Below are 22,360 nucleotides of genomic sequence, written 5' to 3'. Positions count from 1 at the left end.
AAACTTCAGAGCCTTTCCGTGCCGGCGCTTGTTCTCGTCGGAGATCACGATTTCATATGCGGTCCGAAATGGGGGGAGAACCTGCATGACAGCTGTTCGAATTCGGAGTTGGTACATTTCGCCCAAAGCGGCCATTTCGCGCACCTGGAACAGCCGGAAGAGTTTTTAGGCGCGGTGCTTGCATTTCTCGATACTCATAAGCTGATCCCGTGATGACGTCGTAATCTACCGCTCAGCGAGGTCATCGCCCCTGCGCAACATTGCAGCGCCGGTCGAGGCCACGGCTGCCGATCCTCTTTTGTCGGCAAGGCAGCCGGCAAAGGAAGCTGCAAGACACCACCGCGCTGACGAGATCGATCAATCCAACGGGAGTGGCTTCAAGTGGTAGGGCTCTTGGCCGAGGAGCAGTGCCAGATTGGACCAGAAAATGCGAGAAACGCTGTGAAAATTGCTGCTTGGATACACACCGCGTGACATTGAATGTTCAGCGATACGGGAAATTTGCAATCACAAGTACCTAGTTCCATTCCAAGCACAAATCCAGTTGCAAACTACATAGGATTGAAATACCGTCGCTCACACCTGATACTTATACAGTCAGCAGTGCATTTCGGTTTCTTCTCCTTTTCTCTCGTTGCCACGGCACGTTACTTTGGATGAGCCCCGCATGCAGCCGGACAGTCAGTATACACATGCCGATAACGCGGCGGTTATCTTCAACGAACTGACGTTCCGTTCCCTGCGCGTCAAAAATCGTCTGTTTCGATCGAATATTTCCGGCCAGTTCGACGACTATAATGGTCACGGCGGGAATGCCCGATTGAACTGGGAGGAGAAGTTCGCGCGCGGCGGGATCGGCTGCATCATTTCCTCCTTTACGCCGGTGTCGGTGCGCGGCCGCATCCTCGTGCGTTACGCAATGATCGACGACGACGACAAGATTCCCTTCTGGCGGGAAGTCGGCCACCGCGTCCACGGCCATGACTGTCGGTTCATCATGCAGCTCAGCCATTCCGGCCGCCAGCAGGACATGGGCGGCGTCGAGAACCTGTTCAACAAGGGCCTGAGTTCGACCGATAAGAGTGACTACTTCCACGGCCTGCTAGCCCAGGCGATGACGAAGCCCGAAATCGCAGAAGTGGTGGAGCAGTTCGCGCAAGGGGCGCGCCGCGCCCGTGAGGCGGGGCTCGACGGTGTCGAGCTTCACGGCGCCAACGGCTATCTGCTCACACAGTTCCTGAGTTCCGGCATCAACGATCGGACGGACGAATATGGCGGCGGCTGGGAGGGCAGGGCGCGCTTCGTGCTCGAGATCGTCAGGGCGATCCGACGCGAGGTCGGCCAGGACTTCCATCTGCAGATGAAGATCAACGGCGTCGACCACAATGACTGGCTCTACCCTTGGATCAAGAAGGGCAACACGCTCGACGAGACCGTGAAGATCTGCACGATGCTGCTCGACGGCGGCAAGGGCGTCGACTCCTTCCACATTTCGAGTGGCTCGACTTTTCCGCACCCGCGCAATCCGGCCGGCGACCTGCCGCTGAACGATCTTCACCGCTGGTACGACGGCATGCTCTCGCAGGGCACGCGGGCGCCGATGAACTATGCGATCTTTTCCAATCCGATCCTGGGGCGTGCCTTCCAGGCGCTGTGGCGCTGGCGCAGGGGCAAGGTCATCGAAGGCATCAATCTCGATTATGCGCGCTCGGTTTCCGAAGCGATCAGCAAGATCGATCCCGATATCAAGGTGCTCTGTACGGGTGGCTTCCAGCACGCCGACAGGATCGCCGAGGCCATCCGCTCGAAAGCTTGCGACGGCGTCACCATGGCCCGTCCGCTGATCGCCAACAACGACCTGCCGAAGATCCTCGCCGGTGACAACGGCCCCGAGAAGGAATGCACCTACTGCAACAAGTGTCTGCTCAACGATCTCGAAAACCCGCTCGGCTGCTACGACCTCAGCCGCTTTGACGGGACGAACTTCGAGGATCGCTACGGCAAGATGATCAAGCAGGTCATGTCGGTCTTCGAGCCGCCGACCTTCCATTGAGACGCGCCATCGCCCGCGCATTCGGAGTGGACTCATGAGCAGCGACAACGACCGCAAAACGCCCGTCGAGATCGCAGTCGCCCGGCGTCGGCGCTGGTGGTTGGCGATCGTCGTGCTGCTGTTGCTTGCGGTCGTCTACTACCTGGTTTTCGTCAATCAGTATGTCGTCGCCTTCCGCGACCAGGCCGACCATTTCATGCATGGCTCGATCGGCAGCGAGACGGCGACAGGACCACCCTACTGGGTCTTCAAGGCATTGCCGGTCATGTATGCCGACAAGCTCGGGCCGGAGGGCTGGGGCCGCTTCGGCTTCCTCTACGAAAAGCCCGGCGACGACCTTCCGATCGGGGTATCGCGCCGCGTGGTCTCAGGCATCGAGCGGGTCTGGCTTAACTGTTCCGTCTGCCATGTCGGCACCTATCATCTGGCCGGCGATCCGGTTCGCCACCTCATTCCCGGCGCGCCATCCAATAATTTGCGCCTGCAGGAATTCATTCGCTTCTTCATCGATGTCGGCCGTGATCCCGGCTTTACCGCGGACGCGCTGATTGCGACGATCGACGACCCCAAGGTCGGCGGTGATCTCAATATTTTCGAGCGGCTGGTCTATCGCCACGTGGTCTTCCCCAGGGTCAAGAATGCGTTCCTCGATCTCGGCACCCAGCTTGATTTCGTCAAGCGCCAGGAGGATTGGGGGCCGGGCCGCGTGGACACGTTCAACCCCTACAAGGCACTGCAGTTCAACTTTCCGATGGACGAGGCCCATATCAGCGGCGCGGCGCTGAACGGCTCTTCCGACTATCCCGCCATCTGGCGCCAGCGCCCGCGCGAAGGCATGAACCTCCATTGGGACGGAAACAATGACTCCGTGGCCGAACGAAACCTGAGCGCCGCACTTGGCGCCGGTGTGACGCCCGTGACGGTCGACCGGGCATCGATTGCGCGCATCGAGGACTGGATGTGGGATCTGCCTTCGCCGCCGTTTCCCGTCGTAGCCGGCATCGATCAGGCGAAGGCGGGAGAGGGCAAGACCCTGTTCCTGCATTATTGCGCCGATTGCCACGGCTTCAGGGATGCGAAGGACTACAGCTATGACAGGCAGAGCTTCACGCGACTTGGCAAGACGGTTCCGCTCGCCGATATCGGCACCGACGCGGGGCGCTGGACCTCCTATACCGAAAATTTCGCCGCCGAGCAGAATCTGCTCTATGCAGGCTATCCCTGGCGCTTCAGCCGCTTCCACAAGACGGACGGTTATGCCAACCACCCGCTTGACGGCATCTGGGCGCGCTCGCCCTATCTGCACAACGGCTCGGTGCCGACCTTGCGCGATTTGCTCGAGCCGAGCGCCAGGCGGCCGTCCGTCTGGTTGCGCGGCAGCGACGAGTTCGATCTCGCCAGGGTGGGCTATCGTTCGGATCAGTCGGCGGGCGGYGATCTCTTTCGCTATGACACGACGCGGCCCGGCAATGGCAATGCCGGCCACGAAGGATATCGCTACGGCACGGAGCTGCCGGATGCGGCAAAAGACGCCCTCGTCGAGTATATGAAGACGCTATGATCCAGTCGCGATCGCTCAGCAAATGGAAGGCACGGCATGCGGTCCTCGTCTGGATCGGCATCCTTTTGAACTTCGCCTTCGTCCTGCCGCTCATCTTCTGTCCGGAATGGATCCTCGGCGTCTTCGGCATCACCGTCAACCAGCTGATCTGGCCGCGATTTGCAGGGCTGCTGCTCGGAATCCTGTCGATCTTCTACATTCCGGCGACGCTCGATATCGACCGCTACCGCGTTTTCGCCTGGCTCGCGGTCTTCCCCTCCCGCACGCTCGGCACTGTTTTCTTCTTTCTCGCCGTCTTCGCCTTCGGCCAGCCGATCGGCTATCTCGCCGGCGTCTTCCTCGACGGGTCGATCGGCATTGCGACGCTCTTCTGTCTCCTGCGCATCCTGAAGCTTGAGCAGAACATCGCCGAAGGGAGACAGGCATGAGGCGTGCCTTCTGGAAATGGCTTTTCGCCGTTCTGATCCTGCTCGTCGTCGGCGCCTTCGCGCTGTTTTTCCTGCTCTTCCGGCCCGTCGCCCAGCCGAGGACGAATGATCTCGCAGAAGTCTTCAATCACGGTTCGATCGGCAACGAAGAAGCGCAGGGAATTCCCTACTGGATCTGGCGGGTCCTGCCGCAGCTCTTTCCCGAACATCTGCCGGCCAGCGCGGACGGCTACGGCGCCTTCGGCCTCTACTGGCGCGCTGGCGATGAGGTTCCGGTCGGCCTGTCGGTGAAAACGCTCGGCGTCATAGAGCGCGTCGCTCCGAACTGCGCCTTCTGTCACCAAGGCAGCTACCGGCTCCATGCCGACCAGCCGGCACGGCTGGTCGAGGCGGGTCCAGGGACCAGGGTCAACCCGCAGGCCTATATCCGCTTCCTGATCGCTGTCGGCGCCGATCCGCGCTTCACCGCCGACCGGGTGATGGCGGAGATCGGCAGGATCTACGACATGCCGGTCTGGGAGCGGGCGCTCTACCGGTTCGTTCTGATCCCCGCGACCCGGTCGGCCCTTCAGGAACAGGGGCGGAGCTTCGCCTGGATGAAGGATAGGCCGGACTGGGGTCCCGGCCGGATCGATCCCTTCAACCCGGTCAAGTTCCAGAACCTCCGGCTTGCCGACGACGGCACGATCGGCAATTCCGACATGATGCCCCTGTGGTCGCTTGCCGATGTCGCCGCCACCAATACGCGCCGCTTTTCACTCCACTGGGACGGATTGCAGACCGATCTCTACGAGACGGTGGTCTCCGGCGCGATCGGCGACGGAATGACCTATAAATCCTACGGGGGGGCCGAAGAGGGTCTGCGCCGCATCACGGATTTCATCCGCCTGCAGGGTCCGCCACCGTCACCGTTTTCTCCCCTCAAGCCGGCAGGCGACCCCTATCATGTCGATGCGGCGGCGGTCGACGCAGGCCGTGCGATCTATACCGCGCAATGCGCCGTCTGCCACGATGCCAAGGGCGCCCGCTACCGGACGCCGATCTCGATCGTCGAGCTCGGTACGGACCGCCATCGCCTGGACATGTGGACCCCCGCAGCCCGCGACCGCTATGCGGCCTATGAACCGCGTTATGCTTGGGGTTTTGCCAATTTCCAGAAGACCGACGGTTATGTCGCCACAGGTCTTAGCGGCCTGTGGCTGCGCGGTCCCTACCTGCATAACGGCAGCGTTCCGACGTTGCGTGCCCTGCTTCTTCCGCCTGCCGAGCGGCCGAAGCAGTTCTATCGCGGCTACGATCTGGTGGATGCCGAGAATGGCGGCTTCCTGAGTGCAGCAGGTACGCCGGGGGAACGGCACGGCACACTCTACGATACGAACCTTAAGGGCAACGGGAATGGCGGTCATCTCTGGGGCACGGATTTGCCTTCGGAGGCGAAGGAGCAGCTGCTTTCCTATCTGAAGACACTTTGACCATCAGGAGGGGTCGATGGCAAACGTCAGACAGCGCATCGTGCGGTTTCTCGCCTGGACGGCAGCAGCCGTCGTCACCCTCGCGGTCGTCGCCATTGCTGCGGTTGCGCTCATCGTCTGGTGGCTGATCGAACCGGATTCCAGCCAGTTCGGCCATGTCGAAGATGAGGCGAAGACAGCGCATCGCACTGTCGCGGAATTTCCCGGGGCGGGCGAGCCGTACTTCGCGGCAATGGACAAGGGCCTTCTGCTGTCGCCGGCAGCCGGCGCCGATTATCCCGCCGAGATCAAGGAGGTCGCCGCCGCCACCGGGCTCGATCCGGAAGCCGTCCGCCAGGCGGCGATCCGCGGGCAGAATGCCTGGATCGTCTGGACCGGCGGCAACGACCGCTTTTGGGATTTCGCCGCCCGCTCGACGATCGGCTCCTTCGATCTGCTGAAGACCATCTCGTCCCATCCGACGATGGCCTATGGCCGCGACAACCGCTTCCGTTATCTCGGACTGGTCAACGAACCCTGCTACAATACCCCTGAGAGAGCGGATCCCGATCATTGGGGGCTGTGGCTCGATCAGCGCAAGAAAGACTGCGCTGCCGACAGTTTCGGCGGCAATGCCGAGGCGGACACCCGCTATCCCGGCGTGCAGATCGGCTCGCGCGGCACAACGGTCAAGGTGAAGGGCGAAGAGAAGAAGATCCCGGTCGGCTCCTACTACGGCGAGCCGACGGGCGTGATGGGCCTGCGCCTCTTCCCCAATCCCGATTTCGACAGCAAGGCCGCCGAACATTGGGATCCGCTGCGCTACTACACCGATCCTTCATATTACAACGACAAGGATCTCGTGCGACCCTATCGTGTCGGCATGTCCTGCGCCTTCTGCCATGTTGGTCCCAATCCGATCAATTCGCCGAAGAACGTCGAGAGCCCGGAATTCTCTGAAATCTCCTCCAATCCCGGCGCCCAGTATTTCTGGGTCGACCGCATCTTCTTCTGGAATACCAAACCGCGCGCGGCGGCGGGGGAACCAGCTGAGAACGAGAGGAATTTCCTCTTCCAGTTGTTCCATACGAACCCGCCGGGCTCCCTCGATACCTCGCTGGTGTCGAGCGATTACATGAATAACCCCCGCACGATGAATGCTGTCTACGACGTCCTGGAGCGATTGCGCATCGGGGCGAAGACGGGCAAGGAAATCATCAAGGGAGACGAGAAGGACAACAAGCAGGCGCAAGACTATCCGCAAACCGCAGCCTTCGGTTCCCTCTACGACAAGGCAACGGGCACCGTCGCCTCGATGCGCGTCCTGAAGGACGGTGCCGATTCCGTCGGCACGCTCGGCGCCCTCAATCGCGTCTATCTCAATATCGGCCTCTTCAGCGAAGAATGGCTCCTGCATTTTCGCCCCTTCCTCGGCGGGCAGAAGATCTCGCCGATCCGCATCGCCGACGCCCAGAAGAACTCGGTCTACTGGCAGGCGACCGAAGCAATGACGCCTGATATGGCGATATTCTTCCTGGTCGCCGCCCGAGCCGATCACCTGAAGGACACGCCGGTCGGAGAAAAAGTGCTCGAAGCGCGTGATCCGGCCGAGGTCGAGCGCGGGAAGATCGTCTTTGCCGAAAATTGCGCAGCCTGCCATTCGAGCAAGCAGCCGGTGCCGACGCCCGACCTCGGCGTCGATCAGGGCATATGTGCCAGCGGCGGATCCGGCCCGCATTATCGCGAATGCTGGGACCGCTATTGGGCTTGGGCGCAGTCGGATGCCTTCAAGCGCGGCATGGTCAAGCTCGTCACCGAAAAGGATGCGGACGGAAAGGATTTCCTCGACGGCAATTACCTCTCGACCGAACGGCGCGTGCCGATGGATGTCGTGCGCACCAATGCCTGCAGTGCGATCGCGACCAACGGACTTTCGGGTGATATCTGGGATAATTTCACCTCCTCCACCTACAAGTCGCTGCCGCCGCCGCATGAGGTTACGGTCAATCATCCGGTTTCGGGCGCGGCAACGCCGCTGCAGGCGGCTGGCAACGGGCGCGGCTATCTGAGGCCGCCCTCGCTGGTCAGCCTCTGGTCGACCGCACCCTTCCTGCTCAACAATTCGGTCGGCCACGAGGACAGCTATTACGGCACCGACTACTATAATCAGGACCATGCCGGCGGCTACGGCACCGGTCGCGGCACCGCCTGCCCGGCGGCGGATGCCGGCGATCCCTATCTGCCCTGCGTCGAAAACAGGCTGGGGGTCTTCGACCGGTCGATCCGCCAGATGCTTTCGCCGCAGACGCGCCGCATGGACAAGGTGACTGAAGCGCCGGTGCCGGGCTATATCTACCGCACCAGCGCTCCCTCCTGCCTCATCGTGCCGGCGGGCTTCGTGCCCGACAAGGTGCGGCCCTTCACCGGCGTGCTGAACAAGGTCGCCGGCTGGGCCTTCAAGAAGGACGGTTCGATAACCATCGGCCCGTTCCCGGCCGGCTTCCCGGTCAATGCGCTGACCAATACCGAGCTGCTGCCGGACAATGACGAGGAGGACAAGTTTGCCAATTACAAGCGTCTGATCGCTAACGGTCCGGCGCTGATCGGCGCCTTCGCCGAGCTCGGCGGGCAATGCACGCCGGAGGAGCTTGCCGATCCCGCCGTGCTCGCCAATGCCGAGAAGGTGGTGCGCGACACCAAGCTCATCGACCGCCTGGTGGGCTTGAGCAAATGCCYTGACTATGTGGTCAATGGCGGGCATGCATTCGGCGCCGATCTGCCGCAGCCGGACAAGAATGCTCTGATCTCCTATCTGAAGCAGTTCTGACGATGTCCGGCCGGCCGACCCAAGATTATATCGTCATCGGCAGCGGGGCAGGCGGTGCCGTCCTCGCTGCACGGCTTGCCGAAGAGGGCCGGTCGGTGCTCGTCATCGAAGCCGGCGGCGATCCTCTGGCGAAGACGGACGACAGCTCCGACATGCCGCTTGCCGATGCCTGTCGCGTGCCGGCCTTTCATGCCTTTGCCTCGGAACATCCCGGCATGGCTGAGAACCATTGGGTGCGCCACTACGAAAATCAGGAGATGCAGGAGCGCGACTGGCGCTACTCCAAGGAAAAGGACGGCGTGCTTTATCCGCGTGTGCGCGGGCTCGGCGGCTGCACTGCCCATCATGCGATGATCATCGTCCGGCCCAATCATTGCGACTGGAACCACATCTTTGCGATCACCGGCGACGAAAGCTGGAAGGCCTCGCATATGCAGGGTTATTTCGAGCGTATCGAGCGCTGCCGATACCGCTTCTTCCTGTGGCGATGGCTTGCCGCCGCAACGGGTCTCAACCCGACGGGCCACGGATGGTGGGGGTGGATGACGACGGAACGAGCGCTGCCGCTGCGGGCCTTGCGCGACTGGCCGCTGTGGCGGGCGCTCTTGCGCTGCGTCGGTGCGGCCGCCGATGCCTTCGGCAAGCGGGGGTCCGATTGGGAGACGACCGAGATCGACCCGAACGATAACCGGAACTGGAACGTCGGCGCCTGTGGCGTGCGCGTCACCCCGCTTGCAACGCGCCGCCACACAAGGCACGGGCCGCGCGAGCGGCTGCTCGATGTGATGAAGCGACACCCCGACCGCCTGACACTCCGCCTGAACACCACGGTCACGCGCATCGAATTTGACGGCAAGCGGGCGGTGGCAATTCGCTGCGTTGATGGGGACGGGCGCGAGGAGGTCCTTCGGGCCGGCCGCGAGATCATCCTGTCAGGCGGCGCCTTTGCCTCGCCCCAACTTCTGATGCTCTCTGGCATCGGCGATCCCGGCCATCTCAACGAACACAAGATTTCCGTCGTCGAGGCGCTTCCGGGTGTCGGGCGAAACCTGCAGGACCGTTACGAAGTCGGCGTTGTCAGCCGGGTGAACAAGCCCTGGTCGGCGCTGAAGGGCGTCACCTATACGACCCGCGACGCCCATTACCGACGGTGGCGCAGATTTCGTATCGGCAACTATACGAGCAACGGCGTCATGTTTTCCCTGACACTGAAATCCCGCGACACGCTGAGCGCACCGGACCTGCATTGCTTCTCGCTGCTTGCCGATTTCCGCGGCTATTATCCTGACTATTCCGAGCGCATCCGGAAGTCGGATTACATGACCTGGGCGATCCTCAAGGCCTATACCGAAAATCAGGGCGGAACGGTGCGGCTGAGAAGTGCCGATCCCGCGGCCCTGCCTGCTGTCGTATTTCATTCCTTCTTCGAGGGAACCGGCAATTACGACCTCGACCTCGATGCCGTCGTCCATGCCATCCGCTTTGTCAGGAAGGTCAACGATGCGATGGACGATCTCATCGCAAGCGAAGAAGAGCCTGGCCGGCAGCACGAGAGTGACGAGGCGCTTCGCAGCTATGTCGCAGAAAACGCCTGGGGCCATCATGCCTGCGGCACCTGCGCCATCGGCCCCCGCGACAAAGGGGGCGTGATCGACAGCAGATTCAGGGTGCACGGCGTCGAAGGCCTGCGCGTGGTCGATGCTTCCGTCTTCCCGCGGATCCCCGGCTATTTTCTGGCCACGGCCGTCTACATGATCGCCGAGAAGGCGGCCGATGTCATTCTCTCCGAGCGATATTCGTGACTGGAACCACGCCGATGGATGAACAAGAGAGCAAGCCGGAATCCAGTGCATACAACTGGCTGGGCGAACGAGTGAGGGCTTTCGTTCGCTTGTGGCGACGGTTCGATGCCTGGCTCAATCAGCCGTTGCCAGCGGGGCGCCGCCTCGCCTGGCGATGGCTGGCGCCGGACGGCTATGCCTGGTTCGTTCCCGTACTTGCCGGCGTTCTTGTGCTCGCGATGGCGCTTGGTCCGACGATCGAGATGCGTTGGGGCAATCTCGGGCTGCTTGCCATCGGCTTCCTGTCTCTCTTTGCATTGAATCTGGCTTGCGCCCGACATCCGGTGTTTAACCAGTATCTGCTTGCCGGGCAGCTCGTCATCCTTGTCACAGTGGCCGTACTCGTCATTGTCAGTTCGCATCCGGAGGCCTATGGCACGATGACGGTGCGGCCGCGCCTGCATATCGGTGTCGCGATTGCCTTTGCGCTGATCATTGCCCTGAGCATTGCCTGGTTGATCTCGTTGACCTTATTCCGCGCCAACGCGGGAGGTGGTCTCGCTGACAGTCTTGCAAGGGTGGAGCTTTTCCTGCCGAAGAACCGTTACGATTTCATGGGACGTGGTCCGCTTGCCGCTCTGGCATCAGCCTTCACCATTGCTCCAATCCGCTATCCCATCGAGATCCTTCTGCCTGGATCACTGCTGACATTGTTCGTGCCGGACCATTATCTCTGGTACGCCTTCTTCCTGACGGCGATTGCCTGCTGGTTCGCGATTTTTCTGGGCATCCTCTTCGAGCGATTGATGGAGATCCTGCTGACCATCGGGCGCCTTTTCTTCATAGGTCCGCAACGGGCCATCAGCGTCCTGGTCATCATCGTCGCGGTCCTTCGCCTCGCGGACGTTCACTACATCACCTATCTCTTCAACGCCGGCTCTGGAGGCTACGGTAACACGACGATCATGCGCTATATCGCGCTCGCCTATGCGCTTGCCTGGTATTACGCCTTCTGGTGCGACCACTTCGTTGCGCGCCGGGTCATCCGCCTGATGGACAAGGACTGGCGCGCCATTACCCCGGTCGAGATCGACTATGACTATGAAGGGCCCGAGACCCTGAGCACGGTGCGGAACCGTGGTCGCAAAATCGCGCTGCATGGCGCCGGACGACTGAAGATCGAAGGCCTCTATGAGGATCGGTACGAGAAGCAGACGAAAGCCACATCCAACAGGGCGATTCAGTTCATGACGCCTGCGGAAGTTCTCACGCAATTTCGCACCCAGCTGGAACGTCTGCCCGCGGATCAGGCCCCGGCCGGCGATCTGCTGGCGAGCCTGCGCAATTTCCAGCGGTCGACGCTCGTCTATCCCGTGCTTGTCGGCGCCCTGGCTTATGGTCTTCTGGGTGGCCCCCTTTACTTCACCTTCAAACGGGCGGTGCAGCCTGCGGAACTGGCGATCCGCTCCGACAGGCACGTAAGCAAGCAGCCGGCAGCTCTGTTGTTTGAAAGCGGCCAACCGAACGGCAGCTGCAATCCGCTCTTGCCCACCACGCCGAGAATTGCCCTTGTCGCTTCCGGCGGCGGCACGCGTGCGGCGATCTATACCGCCTCGCTTCTGCGCGGCCTTGCCGAGCACGACCAGATCTGCAACGTCGTGCTGGTCAGCGGCGTGTCAGGTGGCAGTGCTGCGCTTGGCTATTTTGCGCTCCACGAGCAGGAACTGCGGCGACCGCTTGCAAACATGGACAAGGACGCTTGGAACGATTTTTCGCAGGCCATGGCGTTGCCTTTCATCGAATATGCCATCGACGGCGCAAGCGATATGCGCATCGCCCTTGGACGCTGGCACTGGGCTCAGTCGACCTGCGATGAAGCCAAGATGCCGGACCAAAGTGTCCAAGGCTGGATGCCTGCACGGTCGCGACTGGGTGCCATTCTCGCTGAATCCTTCGTCTGCCATATGGGGGCGGCGACGATGGAGGAGCCGTCTTTCGGCCTCAKGCTCAATACGGCGATCGTCGGATCTTTTCCCGACCCGCGCCGTCCGTGCAAGGAGGGGGTGGGACTGTCCCTCGCCAGGGGAGCAACGGCATGCCGAGACTTTCTCGATGCGGCCGGGGCGGGTGGCCGGCTGGTGCTGACCAATCTTGCAGCGCCTGCATCGTTGGTATCGGATGGTTCACTGCGCATGCAGATCGTTACGCTCGACAATGCTGATATATCGATCGCGCGTGCGGCGGCATTGAGTGCCAACTTTCCGCCGGTGTTTCCGGACGCTGCAATCGATGTTGAAGCTCCGGGCCAACCGCAAACCCGATATTGGGTTACTGATGGTGGAGCCGTCGAGAACCGCGGCGCCATGACACTCTACTATGCCATCCGAGGCGCGCTTCAAACCTCCCTGCAGCCATCGCAGACATTGCCGCCCTTGCATGTCGTCATCGCCGATGTTTCGGCTTCGGCCGGTCGCTACAGCGAGAGCTTCGGGTTTGGTTCGGTTCTCGGCGCCGGCGGCCAACTGGGCCTGGGTCTCGAGACGGAACTCCGCTCGGCAATCGAGAAACTGTATTGCGACCATCAGTCCGAGGCCAACATACACGAGATCGCCATGCCACCTGTTTTCCGGGACGGGGGGATCGGGACGCACTGGCTTCTTCCCAATTCGCTATCGTTCGCCAATCCGTCCAACCAGTCAGAAACCAGCGTCCTCTCTGCTAAGGACGTAGAAACGCTCGTTCTGACGCTACACAACGAAATAACAGAGGCATACCAGGACGAGGTCGCGGCCGAGAGGGTCAAGGTTTGGGCTCGAGACGACAACGTTTCGAAGCATGATGCAAACTGGAAATCGCTGCTCGCCGCCCTTGCGGCAACTCAAAGCGGACAAGGTTGCGAAACATTCAAAGAGAAATGAAGGAAGAACAGAAGGTCAAGCGGCCCAAGCCGGCGGGTATGCGACCCGTTGGGTCGCGACACCAAACTGCCAACGACAGGCTTTCGAGCTGAAACACGTGTTGTGTCGTCGGATCGCTATCGACCCAGGCAGACATATCCGCGGGCGCCATGGAAGCATACGCTGCCGCGCCCTCCGCCGGGGATACCCGAAACGCGATCGAGGAACCGGGAGTTGACCCAGCCGTTGCGCGAATGCCGTGATTGTATGTGGCACCGCCTGCGCGCCGACGAGCAGCGGGTTACGTTCACCCTGTCTCCTTTGCGCACCTGGCCGACCGCACGATAGGAGGTGCCGGGTCCCGATCGCACCTGAGTGGCCGCACTCACGCGGGCGGTGGCGGCTTCGGCGGGAGGGGCTCCGGTCAAGGCGACGACCCCTGCGAGGAAGCCGGTTGCAGCTAACTGAACTATATTCACAGTTGTCTCCCTCGCCACACATCCGGCGCGATATCAGGCGTTCTGCCTCACGCGTCACCGCCAAGGATGACGCGCTCGTGCGCATTCCAGCCCCGAGGAAGAGGGACCGGTCTATTCGTCGCCACGTTCTCGATAACCAAGCCGGACACATTGTGCGCAAAGAACCCCGGCATGCCTCCCGGGTAGTCGACCAGGCCGATGATCTTTCCGTCTGTCCCTCGGAGCCAGGCATTGCCGCGCCCCTCGACGTCCTTGGGCGGGGAGAGGTCGATGCTGGTGGGACGCAGGTCATATTGCTGGGCAGTTCCCAGCGGGCCTTCCTGCATCGTCAATTGAATATTGCATAGGGTGATCCCTGCAATCCCGCCACTTGCCTCTGCGAAGAGATTGATGGGGCCGTGGCAGCGGCCTCTGACGTTCTCAACGCGCACATTGCTGACGGCCCCAGCCGGCAGTTCGGGCCGGCGATCGAGTTGCGTAATCGTCAGCGGCTCACCCGAGCCCCAGAAACCATCGGGGGTTTCGTGGCAGTCAATCTCTATATCCGAGAAGACAATGCTATCGATCGTTCCGCCATCACGCGAAAAAATGCCGAGGCCGCGGTTCGAATCCTGGATTCTGCAATGAACGAAACGAACGTCGCGGATGTCGCCGAAACTTTCCGTGCCGATCTTCAATGCGCAACTGTTGCTCTCGACAACGCAATCCGAGACACTGATCTTCTCGCAGCGTCCGATGCCCTTTTCGCTCCGACTGGTCTTGAGGCAGATGCCGTCATCAGCCGTGTTGATGACGACCTGACTCACGGCAACGTTCACGCAGCTATCTATGACAATCCCATCCGTATTCGGGAGCTGTCGATTGTTGAACACCTTCATGCTGTTGACGATCACATCGCGGCAGCGGACGAGGTGGACCGTCCACATCGGGGAATCCTCGATGACGAAGCCTTCGAGCCTGACATTGCTGCAGTCTTCGAGCACCAGAACCCTCGGGCGCTTTTCGCTCGGCGTGTAGGTGCCGACTGTCTCATCGAAGCCGGTGTTGAAAGCGCCACCTGAGGCAACGATCGTACCGTTGCCCAATATCGCGACATCATGGGCGCCATGCGCCACAATGTAGGCACGGTCCGATCCCTCGGCGATCACACTCACTGAATTTTCGGCGTAAAGCTCGTAGTCGGCAATGAACTCGAGTGTCGCGCCCACCTCAAACGACAGGGTTATGCCGCTGCCAAGACGGATTGGTCCCGTGAGGTGCCGCCCGCTTCGCAACAGAAGAGTTCCCCCACCGACGGCGGTCAGCCTGTCGATGAGTTGCTGCAGATCAGCGCCATTTGCTTCGACGGAAATATCCATTGGGTCTCCTCTCGCTTTCGGAACAACTAAGCTGTYGCAATTTATTCGTCAACAGGACGAACTAAATGGGCGCGCTCGATGTTGTTGTATTGACACCGCCGAAAACTCGTATTTAATTCGTCATGGTTACGAACAAAAGAATGATCTGAAGGGAGTGGATACAGATCGATCGTTTGCAGAGTTTCTAGGAATGAGGAGCCAAAAGGGGAACCATATGAAACCGCTCAAGACATTGATGATGACTGCGACTGCCATGGCGATGACGATTTCGCTTGCGGCGGCATCAGAGCTAAAGCTCGTCTGGTACGTGGACAACGATCAGGAAGAGGCGAACACACGCGCCCTGCTCGATCAGTACACGAAACAGCATCCAGACACGACCTTCGACCTTGAAATCACGCCGTATGACGGCATGGTTCAGAAATTCCAGCAGTATGCGGCCTCCGGCATTATGCCGGATTTATCGCTCACGTCTTCAATGGAGCCGGTCATTCGTCCGTTCCTCGTCGATCTCAACAAAGAGATCGGCCCCGAATGGATCAATGATTTCGTCAAGGGCTGGGGGGATGGTGCCAGACTCGGCGACAAGGTCATCGCCGCACCGCTCCGAGTGACCTCGACCGGCATCTTTCTGAACGCCGATGCCTTCAAGAAGGCCGGCGTTGCTATTCCGGATGAGGCGACCGGCTGGACCTGGGATGAATTCGTTCCGAAGATCAAGGAAGTCGCCGAAAAGTCCGGCACCCGCTATCCGCTGGTTTGGGACGTTTCGGCAAGCCGCTGGATCGTTCACGAGTATCAATACGGCAACCACATCTACAGCGAGAAAGAGCCTGTAAAGGTCATTATGGACGAGGCGGCGTGGACGACCGCGCTCGACAAGTTCGTCGACATCACCAAGGCTGCCATGCCGCCCGGCCTGTGGTCCGGTGCAAGCTCGGACAACCCGAAGGAGCTTTTCACCGCCGGTCAGGCTGTAGCCTATATGTCGGGAAGCTGGCAGATCGCCGGATTGGCGGAGAATGCACATTTTGCATGGCAGGCAGGGCCGACACCGCGCGGCACCGTGGCCTCGTCGATCTATGGCGGTGACTATATCGTCGCCTTCAATACTAGCCAGCATCTTCCGGAAGCTCTTGAATTCATAAAGTGGATCACCTCTCCTGAAATTCAGGCGCAGTACGCCAAGACCTTCGGCATGATACCAGCAAATCTGAAAGCACCGGCTGTCAAATACGACAATCCGGCAGCGACCGAAGCGATCAAGGCAATGCAGAACGAGCTGAACGCCAGCCCGGCTTATGCGGCGACCGACCAGGCTTGGCCACAGATGCAAGCGGTCTGGGGCACCGTAAAGACGGCTGTCACCCAGGCCGTCGCCGGACAGATCTCCTCGGCGGAGGCCATTTCACAGATCAAGAAGGCGGCCGACGCCTCACTTGAGGCTAGCAAGTGACTGCGGTCATAATCGAAAAAGGCAGTTCGGCGCTGGGTCCCCACCCAGTGCCGAAGGGCCGTCGGGTCGGCTTGGCAAACCTCGGTTGGCCTTATTTGCTCATGCTGCCGACGATGGCGCTGCTCATCACTTTTACGCTCTATCCGCTGGTCCAGGGCCTGCTCATGGCCTTTTTCAAGCGCGGTGTGGTGGTCGTTCCGCAGGTGCCAAACACCCTGCCTCAGTATGTCGGTCTGGAAAACTTCATTGGCCTCCTGAGCAATGCCGATTTCCAGAATTCGCTGCTTAAGACGGTCCTCTTCGTTGTTATCGCGGTTCCGCTGAACATCGCCGTGTCGTTGGCACTGGCTCTTTTGCTGGCGCCACAGACCAAACTGTTTGCCGTCGTGCGCACCGTCGTCTTCTTTCCGTCGATGATCAGCCTGCTGATTATCGGCGTTGCCTGGAGGTGGCTCTTCGGCCTCAATAATGGCCTCGTCAATTACCTGCTTTCGCTGATTGGCATCGCTCCGATCCCATGGCTGGAACAGGACACGATGGCTCAAGTGGCGATGGTCATTGCCTGGGTATGGGCGCAAGCCGGCTTCAACATGATGATTTTCATCGCAGGCCTGACCGCAATTTCCACTGACTACTACGAGGCCGCGTCAATCGACGGCACCAGCAAGTGGCGGCAATTCACCCATATCACCTTACCGCTCCTCAAGCCCACGATGGCGGTCGTTCTGGTCCTGTCCTCGATCGAGGCCTTCAAAGTCTACGAACTCGTCGTGTCCTTGACCGGCGGCGGTCCAGGCAAGGCGACGGTTTACCTTATTCAGACGATTTATGACACAGCGTTCCAGCAGCCGATGCAGGCCGGCGTCGCTGCCGCTCAATCGACGGTTCTGTTCATCATCCTCCTGCTTCTGACCGTCTTCCAGCTGCGTATGTCGCGGGGTGAAAAATGACGCGGATCTACTCTCCCTGGCGCCTGGCCTTCGTCGCACTGACCCTCTTTGTCTTTCTTATGCCGCCGGTATGGCTCTTTCTCTCGTCGCTGAAATCACAGCAGGAGATTTTCCAGTGGCCGCCGTCCATTTTTCCGGTGCAGCCGACGCTTCAGAACTTCATTGATACCGTATCGCGCGCGAAGTTCCTGATCTTCTTCCGTAACTCGGCCATCGTATCCGTACTCTCGGCGCTTCTTTCCGTCACGATCAGCGTCATGGCCGGTTATGCCCTGGCGAAATTCAGGTTCAAGGGCGATACGCTCTTCTTCCTGCTCATCATGTCGTCGCTCATGGTGCCGCTGCAGATCGTCATGATCCCCGTCTTTCTGGTCCTGCGCGATCTCCATCTTCTCGATACGCTCGCAGGTATCATCATCGCGCCGGCAGCGACGCCCACCGGTGTCTTCCTGATGCGGCAATACATCACCAACATTCCCGACAGCCTTCTTGAGGCAGCACGCCTCGACGGGACGCCGGAATGGCGCATTCTCTGGCGGATCATCGTGCCGCTTGCCATACCGGCGATCGGTACACTGCTGGCCTTCAATCTCGTATGGCGCTGGAACGACTATCTCTGGCCGTTTCTGATCATCAGCGATCAGGATAAATGGACTGTCCAGGTCGCGCTTGCAAATACTGTAGGGCGCTTTGGCATCAACTGGCCACGGCTTTTGTCCATGTCGGTGCTTTCCGTGCTGCCGGTCCTTGTAATGTTCGCCGCTCTGCAACGTATGTTGATGAACGGTTTGATGGCAGGCGCGACGAAGGAATAGGGCAGGGCCCTGGATTGAACTGAAAAAGCCGCCTTTGAGGCGGCTTTTTTGCATCGACAATTCTGCAGGTGACAAAAGGAGGCCGCATGATGGCGGTCGATGGGAGTTCAGCAGATCGTCGCCCCCAGCTTGTCCTTATAGGCAAGAGCGGCGAAGGCCGGCATACTGCTCCAACCCTGAAGCAGCGAACCGCGTCCCCAAGGTGGCGAGAAGTATTCAACCGCTCCCATCCAGCCGTTCTCGAGGCAGGTCTTCCACCAGCGCAATAGCGGGTAGTCCGCGTCGCCCAGCCCATAAGCGAGGCGCTGCTCCGCGTAGAGGCCCGACAGGTAAGGCCAGTCCGAACCATTGTGGTAGCGGTAGGCGAAGTAGGATTTTTCGCGTGTGTCCTTTGGGCGCTTGAAGGGCGGAAAGGCGCAAAGCACTCCCCAATCGCCATAGGGCTGCTCGCTGTTGTTGCGGCTTTCCAGGGTCTCCTGCATCCGGGCGAGCACCGCTCTTGCCCTCTCCGGGGCGACCGCCTGAAAGCGAAGGAGCGTGAGGCTATCCAGCGTCAGGTGATCTTCGACGAAATCCGCCTTGGTTCCGTAGTCAGCGTAGGTGCCGCTCGGTTGCAGCAGCGCCGCATCCAGCGAAGCGCGCGCATTTTTCGCCACGGCGGCCGCCTCGGAGGCGACCGATGGCTCAACCAAGCCGCCATGCTGCGCGATGACGTCGAGCGCTCCGATCCACAAGCCGAGGTCATAGGCAACGTAGCCATGACGGTAAACGTTGTCGGCCCAGTCGCGATCGTGCCGGGGCTTCATCGGCAAGCCGTTTCCTGCTTCGTCGAAGCTGCAATACCGATTGAAGATCGCCACTACCTTGTCCCAGTATTGGGAAAGGGGAGAGCTGTCACCGGTTGTCCTGACGTAGTCGCCGATCGTCAGGATAAAGAAGAGCGGGCTGTCGAAGTGATCGCTCCACCAGTCGCCAGGCCGAAGGTGCTCCTCCTTGATCCTTGGATGCGTCCGCCGCACGCTTTCCCATTCCTCGGCCTGTCCGGGTCCTGTCAGGATGACGCCGCTCGGTGCTTCTCCGTTTTGCTGCACGCCCCGTGCGAGAAGGTCTATCTGCGCGCGGACTGCCTCGGGCTCCCGGTCGAGGAGAGCCTGGAGCGTCCAATAGCCGTCACGATAGTAGGTACGGGCCGGCGCGCTATAGGCCTGGCCGGCCGCAAGGCCGGCAAAGGCGCCACGCTCGTCCTGCCGTATGCTGGAAAGCGCGGCATGCAGGCTCTGAGAGATCATGCTGCGCATCAAGGGATCCGCTTCCGGCATTGCATCACAGCGCTCTACATAGGCGTTCGCCTCGGCCATCAGTTGCGCCTGGTCGAGATCAAGAGCTGCCTGTGCTTCCTCGATCGTTGCGCCCGCGGCGACGAATATCCCATCTGACCTCTGCTCGGCGATAACGACACCCCAGCCGGTACGGGCAATGCGGCGGCTGTCCTGCCGCTCCACCGGCTCACGCTTTGCCTCGCTGCCCCACCAGGCGCAACGGCGGGCGGGAATAAAGGTCCGCAGCGTTGCGCCCTTCAAGAAGAGCGCTGGCGCCGATTGCGCCACATAGAGTCCCCCGCCATGCGCTTCCACGCGGTTCGGGGCATAGATGAACGGAGCACTCCAACCCTTGAAAGTCAGATTTGCAAGCTTGCCGGCGCCCCACAATGATAGCTCGATCTTGCCTTCCGGGTGGCAATCGCCCTGCAGGCGCGGAGCCATGAAAGGAATGAGCAAGGGTGTCGTGGAACGAAGCTGTCCATCAGCGAGCGGTGTCAGAACTTCTGGTTTCGCTTGCGGTGTGCTCATTGTACGGCCTCCTGTGGCGCTATATTCTCGATGGGTGCAAGGTCGCTCAGGCCGAGCATGAGCGCGCCCAGCATGCCGGCTTCCGGGCCGATCCCAGTTGCCTCTATCGGCGTCGCAAACGGCAGCAATACAGACACATGCCGTGCCACGGCATCGACAAATTCGGGGCGCGAGCCAATGCCGCCTCCCAGCACGATCAGGTCGGGATCAAGGAGCGCTTGCACGGAGGCGATGCCAACCGAAGCCGATTTCGCGAGCGTCTCGATAACAGCGGCCGCTTGCTCATCCCCGGCCGAAGCACGCGCGAAGATCTCGCTGACCGGCAGGGTGCCGTCGCCATAAAGGCTTCGCACTGCAGGTGAATCGACCTGGTCCTCAAAGAGGCCGGCGCGGGCTTGAGATGCGGCCTGATGGGGGTCAGCGCCCAGCGGCAGCAAGCCAAGCTCACCTGCCCGCCCATGCTGGCCACGGAAAAGCGTTCCGCCGACAACCAAGCCCATGCCGACACCGGTTCCGAAAGCCACGAATGCGAGGGAGTGCCGATCTCGCCCCTTGCCAAGTGTAGCTTCTGCGTAAGCTGCGAGGTTTACGTCGTTATCTACCACGACGCGGCAGGGCAGGGCTTTTGCGAGTAACACGGCAAGTGGCTGATCGGCTGGAATTGCCAAATGAGGGGAAAGCGATGCGAGCCCAGTGGTGGGCGATACGGCGCTTGGCACGCCGACGACAGCCCTGTGCAAAGGCCCGAGATCCCGATGCCGCTGCAGCAGCGACAAAATCATCCGTGGAATTTGCTGCAGTACGGGTGCGCCCGCACCGTGTTCGGTCGGCTCTTCGACCTTTGCCAGGATGCGCCCCTGAAGATCGGCAAGGCCCACAAGGATCTTTGTACCGCCCAGGTCGACGCCCGCGACGAGACCTTGAGATGCGCCCGCTCCATCTGCTCGATAGATGCGATCGGGCTGTCGCAAAGCTGACGCAATGGTTGAAATATTTGACAAACCCAATCCTTTGCGATATTTGTTCGGCAGGTTGACGAATTTATTATTGCCGCTCCTGTGAACTGTCAACAAGCCGTTTGAAATCGGCGGGCTTTCATGGAAAAAGCAAGCACCGGTGCAACGATGAAGACGGATCTGGCGAGATAGCTCGAATATGGCATTAACCGAAAACGCGCCTCCCGTATTGCGGCAGATCTCCGTTCGCGCTGTCATGGATGTTCTGCTTCACGCCGGCCCCACTTCGCGTGCAGAGCTTTCCAAGATTACCGGCCTTTCCAAGCAGACGATGTCCGAGGTCATTCGGACCCTGGAAGAGGGTGGGTGGGTTCGAGAAAAAGGGGTCACCAGCGGCCGCATTGGCCGCACCGCCATTACCTATGAGGTCAATGGCGACGCCGGCTACGCCATCGGTGTCGACATGGGCGCCACGACGACGCGCATCGTTCTCGGCAATATTGTGGGAAATGTCGTTGGTGAAATGGACTATCCCTCGGACCGCCGCGGTGGCTATCACTTGCTCGATCAGGTTCAAGCGATGCTTTCGAAAATGCTTGCGGATATGGGTATCGCCARGGACCGTGTCCTCGTGACGGCAATAGCGACACCCGGCGTGGTTGATCCTGTTACCGGCGCGCTCTCCATGGCGCCAAATCTGACCGATATTGAGGGCATCGACATCGGCAGGACGCTGAGTGACAGGCTTGGCTGTCCCGTCGTGCTTGAAAACGACGTTAATGCAGCGGTTATTGGCGAGTCCTGGCAGGGATGCGCGACCGCGATCGATACCGTCGCTTTCATATCGCTGGGGACGGGTATCGGACTGGGCGTGCTGCAGGATGGCAAGCTGATGCGCGGCGCAAGCGGAGCCGCCGGTGAAATCTCTTATATCCCGTTCGGCGCGGACCCCTATGCCGAGGACAGCCTTGAACGCGGCGCCTTGGAATGCGCGATTGCGGCCCGTGGAATCAGCGAGCTCTATGCTCACTCAGGAGGCGCCAAGGATACGTCAGTCCGGGACATCTTGGCACTCGCCGAAAACAGCGACCCGATTGCTGTCGAGGTGATCGGCAAAGTATCTGATATCGCCGCGCTCCTTGTCGTTTCCGTCAATGCGATCGTCGATCCGAAGACAGTCGTCCTCGGCGGCAGTATCGGTCGCCACCCGCTGATTACAGAACGTGTCCGGCAAGGTATTGCGAAGGCAAGCCGTCGTGCCATCGATGTGAAGGCCAGTGTTCTTGGTGGGCGCGCAACGCTGCTAGGCGCGCTTGCGATTGGCCTCAACCATGTCCACAATCTGCTTTTCTCTCCCCAGACCTTGCCGGAGCAACGGCGCCTTCCGCCACCGCCGCTCTGACTGTCAAGCAGATCTCGTTGACATAGAAATTTACGTTCGTCATCTTGACGAACTAATTAGTTCCACGCAAACTGAAGCCAACTAAAGGACGGCAAC

General features: G+C 60.5%; 16 protein-coding genes. 12 read left to right on the top strand and 4 right to left on the bottom strand.

Annotation, left to right across the window (positions count from 1 at the left end):
- From AC1D35_RS25750 to AC1D35_RS25715, 8 genes are all read left to right on the top strand, one after another.
- Nucleotides 1–213 (top strand): alpha/beta fold hydrolase (locus tag AC1D35_RS25750; protein ID WP_477940670.1); only part of this gene is annotated, 213 nt, incomplete at its 5' end.
- A gap of 454 nt (nucleotides 214–667) precedes the next feature.
- Nucleotides 668–2,053, top strand: coding sequence for an NADH:flavin oxidoreductase (locus tag AC1D35_RS25745; RefSeq protein ID WP_113298668.1), 1,386 nt, complete (start codon nucleotides 668–670; stop codon nucleotides 2,051–2,053).
- Between the two features lie 34 nt (nucleotides 2,054–2,087).
- Complete coding sequence (locus tag AC1D35_RS25740; protein ID WP_477852084.1) at nucleotides 2,088–3,614, top strand: c-type cytochrome; 1,527 nt, start codon at nucleotides 2,088–2,090, stop codon at nucleotides 3,612–3,614.
- Nucleotides 3,611–4,042: a hypothetical protein gene (locus AC1D35_RS25735; protein ID WP_113298670.1), complete on the top strand. Its 432-nt coding sequence runs from the start codon at nucleotides 3,611–3,613 to the stop codon at nucleotides 4,040–4,042. The genes AC1D35_RS25740 and AC1D35_RS25735 overlap by 4 nt, the downstream gene beginning before the upstream one ends.
- Nucleotides 4,039–5,514, top strand: coding sequence for a c-type cytochrome (locus AC1D35_RS25730; RefSeq protein ID WP_477940669.1), 1,476 nt, complete (start codon nucleotides 4,039–4,041; stop codon nucleotides 5,512–5,514). The genes AC1D35_RS25735 and AC1D35_RS25730 overlap by 4 nt, the downstream gene beginning before the upstream one ends.
- Nucleotides 5,515–5,530: 16 nt before the next feature.
- Nucleotides 5,531–8,320, top strand: coding sequence for a hypothetical protein (locus tag AC1D35_RS25725; RefSeq protein WP_477940667.1), 2,790 nt, complete (start codon nucleotides 5,531–5,533; stop codon nucleotides 8,318–8,320).
- Nucleotides 8,321–8,322: 2 nt separating this feature from the next.
- Nucleotides 8,323–10,122, top strand: a complete 1,800-nt coding sequence (locus tag AC1D35_RS25720) for a GMC family oxidoreductase (RefSeq protein WP_477852078.1) — start codon at nucleotides 8,323–8,325, stop codon at nucleotides 10,120–10,122.
- A gap of 14 nt (nucleotides 10,123–10,136) precedes the next feature.
- Entirely contained in the window at nucleotides 10,137–13,019 is a 2,883-nt protein-coding gene (locus AC1D35_RS25715) for a patatin-like phospholipase family protein (protein ID WP_477940666.1), read from the top strand.
- A gap of 116 nt (nucleotides 13,020–13,135) precedes the next feature.
- On the opposite strand, the gene AC1D35_RS25710 is transcribed toward AC1D35_RS25715, so the two are convergent.
- Nucleotides 13,136–13,369, bottom strand: a complete 234-nt coding sequence (locus AC1D35_RS25710) for an SH3 domain-containing protein (RefSeq protein ID WP_477852121.1) — start codon at nucleotides 13,367–13,369, stop codon at nucleotides 13,136–13,138.
- Nucleotides 13,370–13,524: 155 nt separating this feature from the next.
- The gene (gene pglB / locus AC1D35_RS25705) at nucleotides 13,525–14,835 is read right to left on the bottom strand and encodes a polygalacturonase PglB (RefSeq protein ID WP_477852075.1); all 1,311 of its coding nucleotides are present in this window, start codon (nucleotides 14,833–14,835) and stop codon (nucleotides 13,525–13,527) included.
- Between the two features lie 214 nt (nucleotides 14,836–15,049).
- Between pglB and AC1D35_RS25700 the strand changes: the two genes are divergently transcribed.
- Genes AC1D35_RS25700 through AC1D35_RS25690 form a run of 3 tightly spaced genes read left to right on the top strand, consistent with a single transcriptional unit; the run spans nucleotide 15,050 to nucleotide 18,056 of the window.
- Complete coding sequence (locus AC1D35_RS25700) at nucleotides 15,050–16,291, top strand: ABC transporter substrate-binding protein (RefSeq protein ID WP_477852073.1); 1,242 nt, start codon at nucleotides 15,050–15,052, stop codon at nucleotides 16,289–16,291.
- Nucleotides 16,288–17,241 (top strand): carbohydrate ABC transporter permease, encoded by a 954-nt coding sequence (locus tag AC1D35_RS25695; RefSeq protein WP_477852072.1) that lies wholly within the window; start codon nucleotides 16,288–16,290, stop codon nucleotides 17,239–17,241. The genes AC1D35_RS25700 and AC1D35_RS25695 overlap by 4 nt, the downstream gene beginning before the upstream one ends.
- The gene (locus tag AC1D35_RS25690) at nucleotides 17,238–18,056 is read left to right on the top strand and encodes a carbohydrate ABC transporter permease (RefSeq protein ID WP_113298679.1); all 819 of its coding nucleotides are present in this window, start codon (nucleotides 17,238–17,240) and stop codon (nucleotides 18,054–18,056) included. Before AC1D35_RS25695 ends, AC1D35_RS25690 begins: the two co-directional genes overlap by 4 nt.
- A 107-nt stretch (nucleotides 18,057–18,163) precedes the next feature.
- Here the strand turns inward: AC1D35_RS25690 and AC1D35_RS25685 are convergent, their stop codons facing one another.
- Nucleotides 18,164–19,906: a GH116 family glycosyl hydrolase gene (locus AC1D35_RS25685; RefSeq protein WP_477852071.1), complete on the bottom strand. Its 1,743-nt coding sequence runs from the start codon at nucleotides 19,904–19,906 to the stop codon at nucleotides 18,164–18,166.
- A complete protein-coding gene (locus AC1D35_RS25680) occupies nucleotides 19,903–21,120 on the bottom strand; it encodes an ROK family protein (RefSeq protein ID WP_477852070.1) in 1,218 nt (405 codons plus the stop codon). Before AC1D35_RS25680 ends, AC1D35_RS25685 begins: the two co-directional genes overlap by 4 nt.
- On the opposite strand from AC1D35_RS25680, the gene AC1D35_RS25675 reads away from it, so the two are divergent.
- On the top strand, nucleotides 21,119–22,264 hold the full coding sequence (locus AC1D35_RS25675; protein ID WP_477940662.1) for an ROK family protein: 1,146 nt from the start codon (nucleotides 21,119–21,121) through the stop codon (nucleotides 22,262–22,264). The two genes, AC1D35_RS25680 and AC1D35_RS25675, sit on opposite strands and share 2 nt — an antisense overlap.
- Nucleotides 22,265–22,360: the final 96 nt, after the last annotated feature.

The organism is Rhizobium sp. P1_E6 (assembly GCF_056405875.1).
The sequence above is the reverse complement of the archived record's forward strand: the minus strand, read 5'-3'. Positions and strand labels throughout refer to the sequence as shown.

What these genes read in the sequence shown, in the direction of transcription:
- AC1D35_RS25745 (WP_113298668.1), top strand. Translation starts at nt 668, where the DNA reads ATGCAGCCGGACAGTCAGTATACACATGCCGATAACGCGGCGGTTATC.
- AC1D35_RS25735 (WP_113298670.1), top strand. Translation starts at nt 3,611, where the DNA reads ATGATCCAGTCGCGATCGCTCAGCAAATGGAAGGCACGGCATGCGGTC.
- AC1D35_RS25730 (WP_477940669.1), top strand. Translation starts at nt 4,039, where the DNA reads ATGAGGCGTGCCTTCTGGAAATGGCTTTTCGCCGTTCTGATCCTGCTC.
- AC1D35_RS25720 (WP_477852078.1), top strand. Translation starts at nt 8,323, where the DNA reads ATGTCCGGCCGGCCGACCCAAGATTATATCGTCATCGGCAGCGGGGCA.
- pglB (WP_477852075.1), bottom strand. Translation starts at nt 14,835, where the DNA reads ATGGATATTTCCGTCGAAGCAAATGGCGCTGATCTGCAGCAACTCATC.
- AC1D35_RS25700 (WP_477852073.1), top strand. Translation starts at nt 15,050, where the DNA reads ATGAAACCGCTCAAGACATTGATGATGACTGCGACTGCCATGGCGATG.
- AC1D35_RS25690 (WP_113298679.1), top strand. Translation starts at nt 17,238, where the DNA reads ATGACGCGGATCTACTCTCCCTGGCGCCTGGCCTTCGTCGCACTGACC.
- AC1D35_RS25685 (WP_477852071.1), bottom strand. Translation starts at nt 19,906, where the DNA reads ATGAGCACACCGCAAGCGAAACCAGAAGTTCTGACACCGCTCGCTGAT.
- AC1D35_RS25680 (WP_477852070.1), bottom strand. Translation starts at nt 21,120, where the DNA reads ATGACAGCGCGAACGGAGATCTGCCGCAATACGGGAGGCGCGTTTTCG.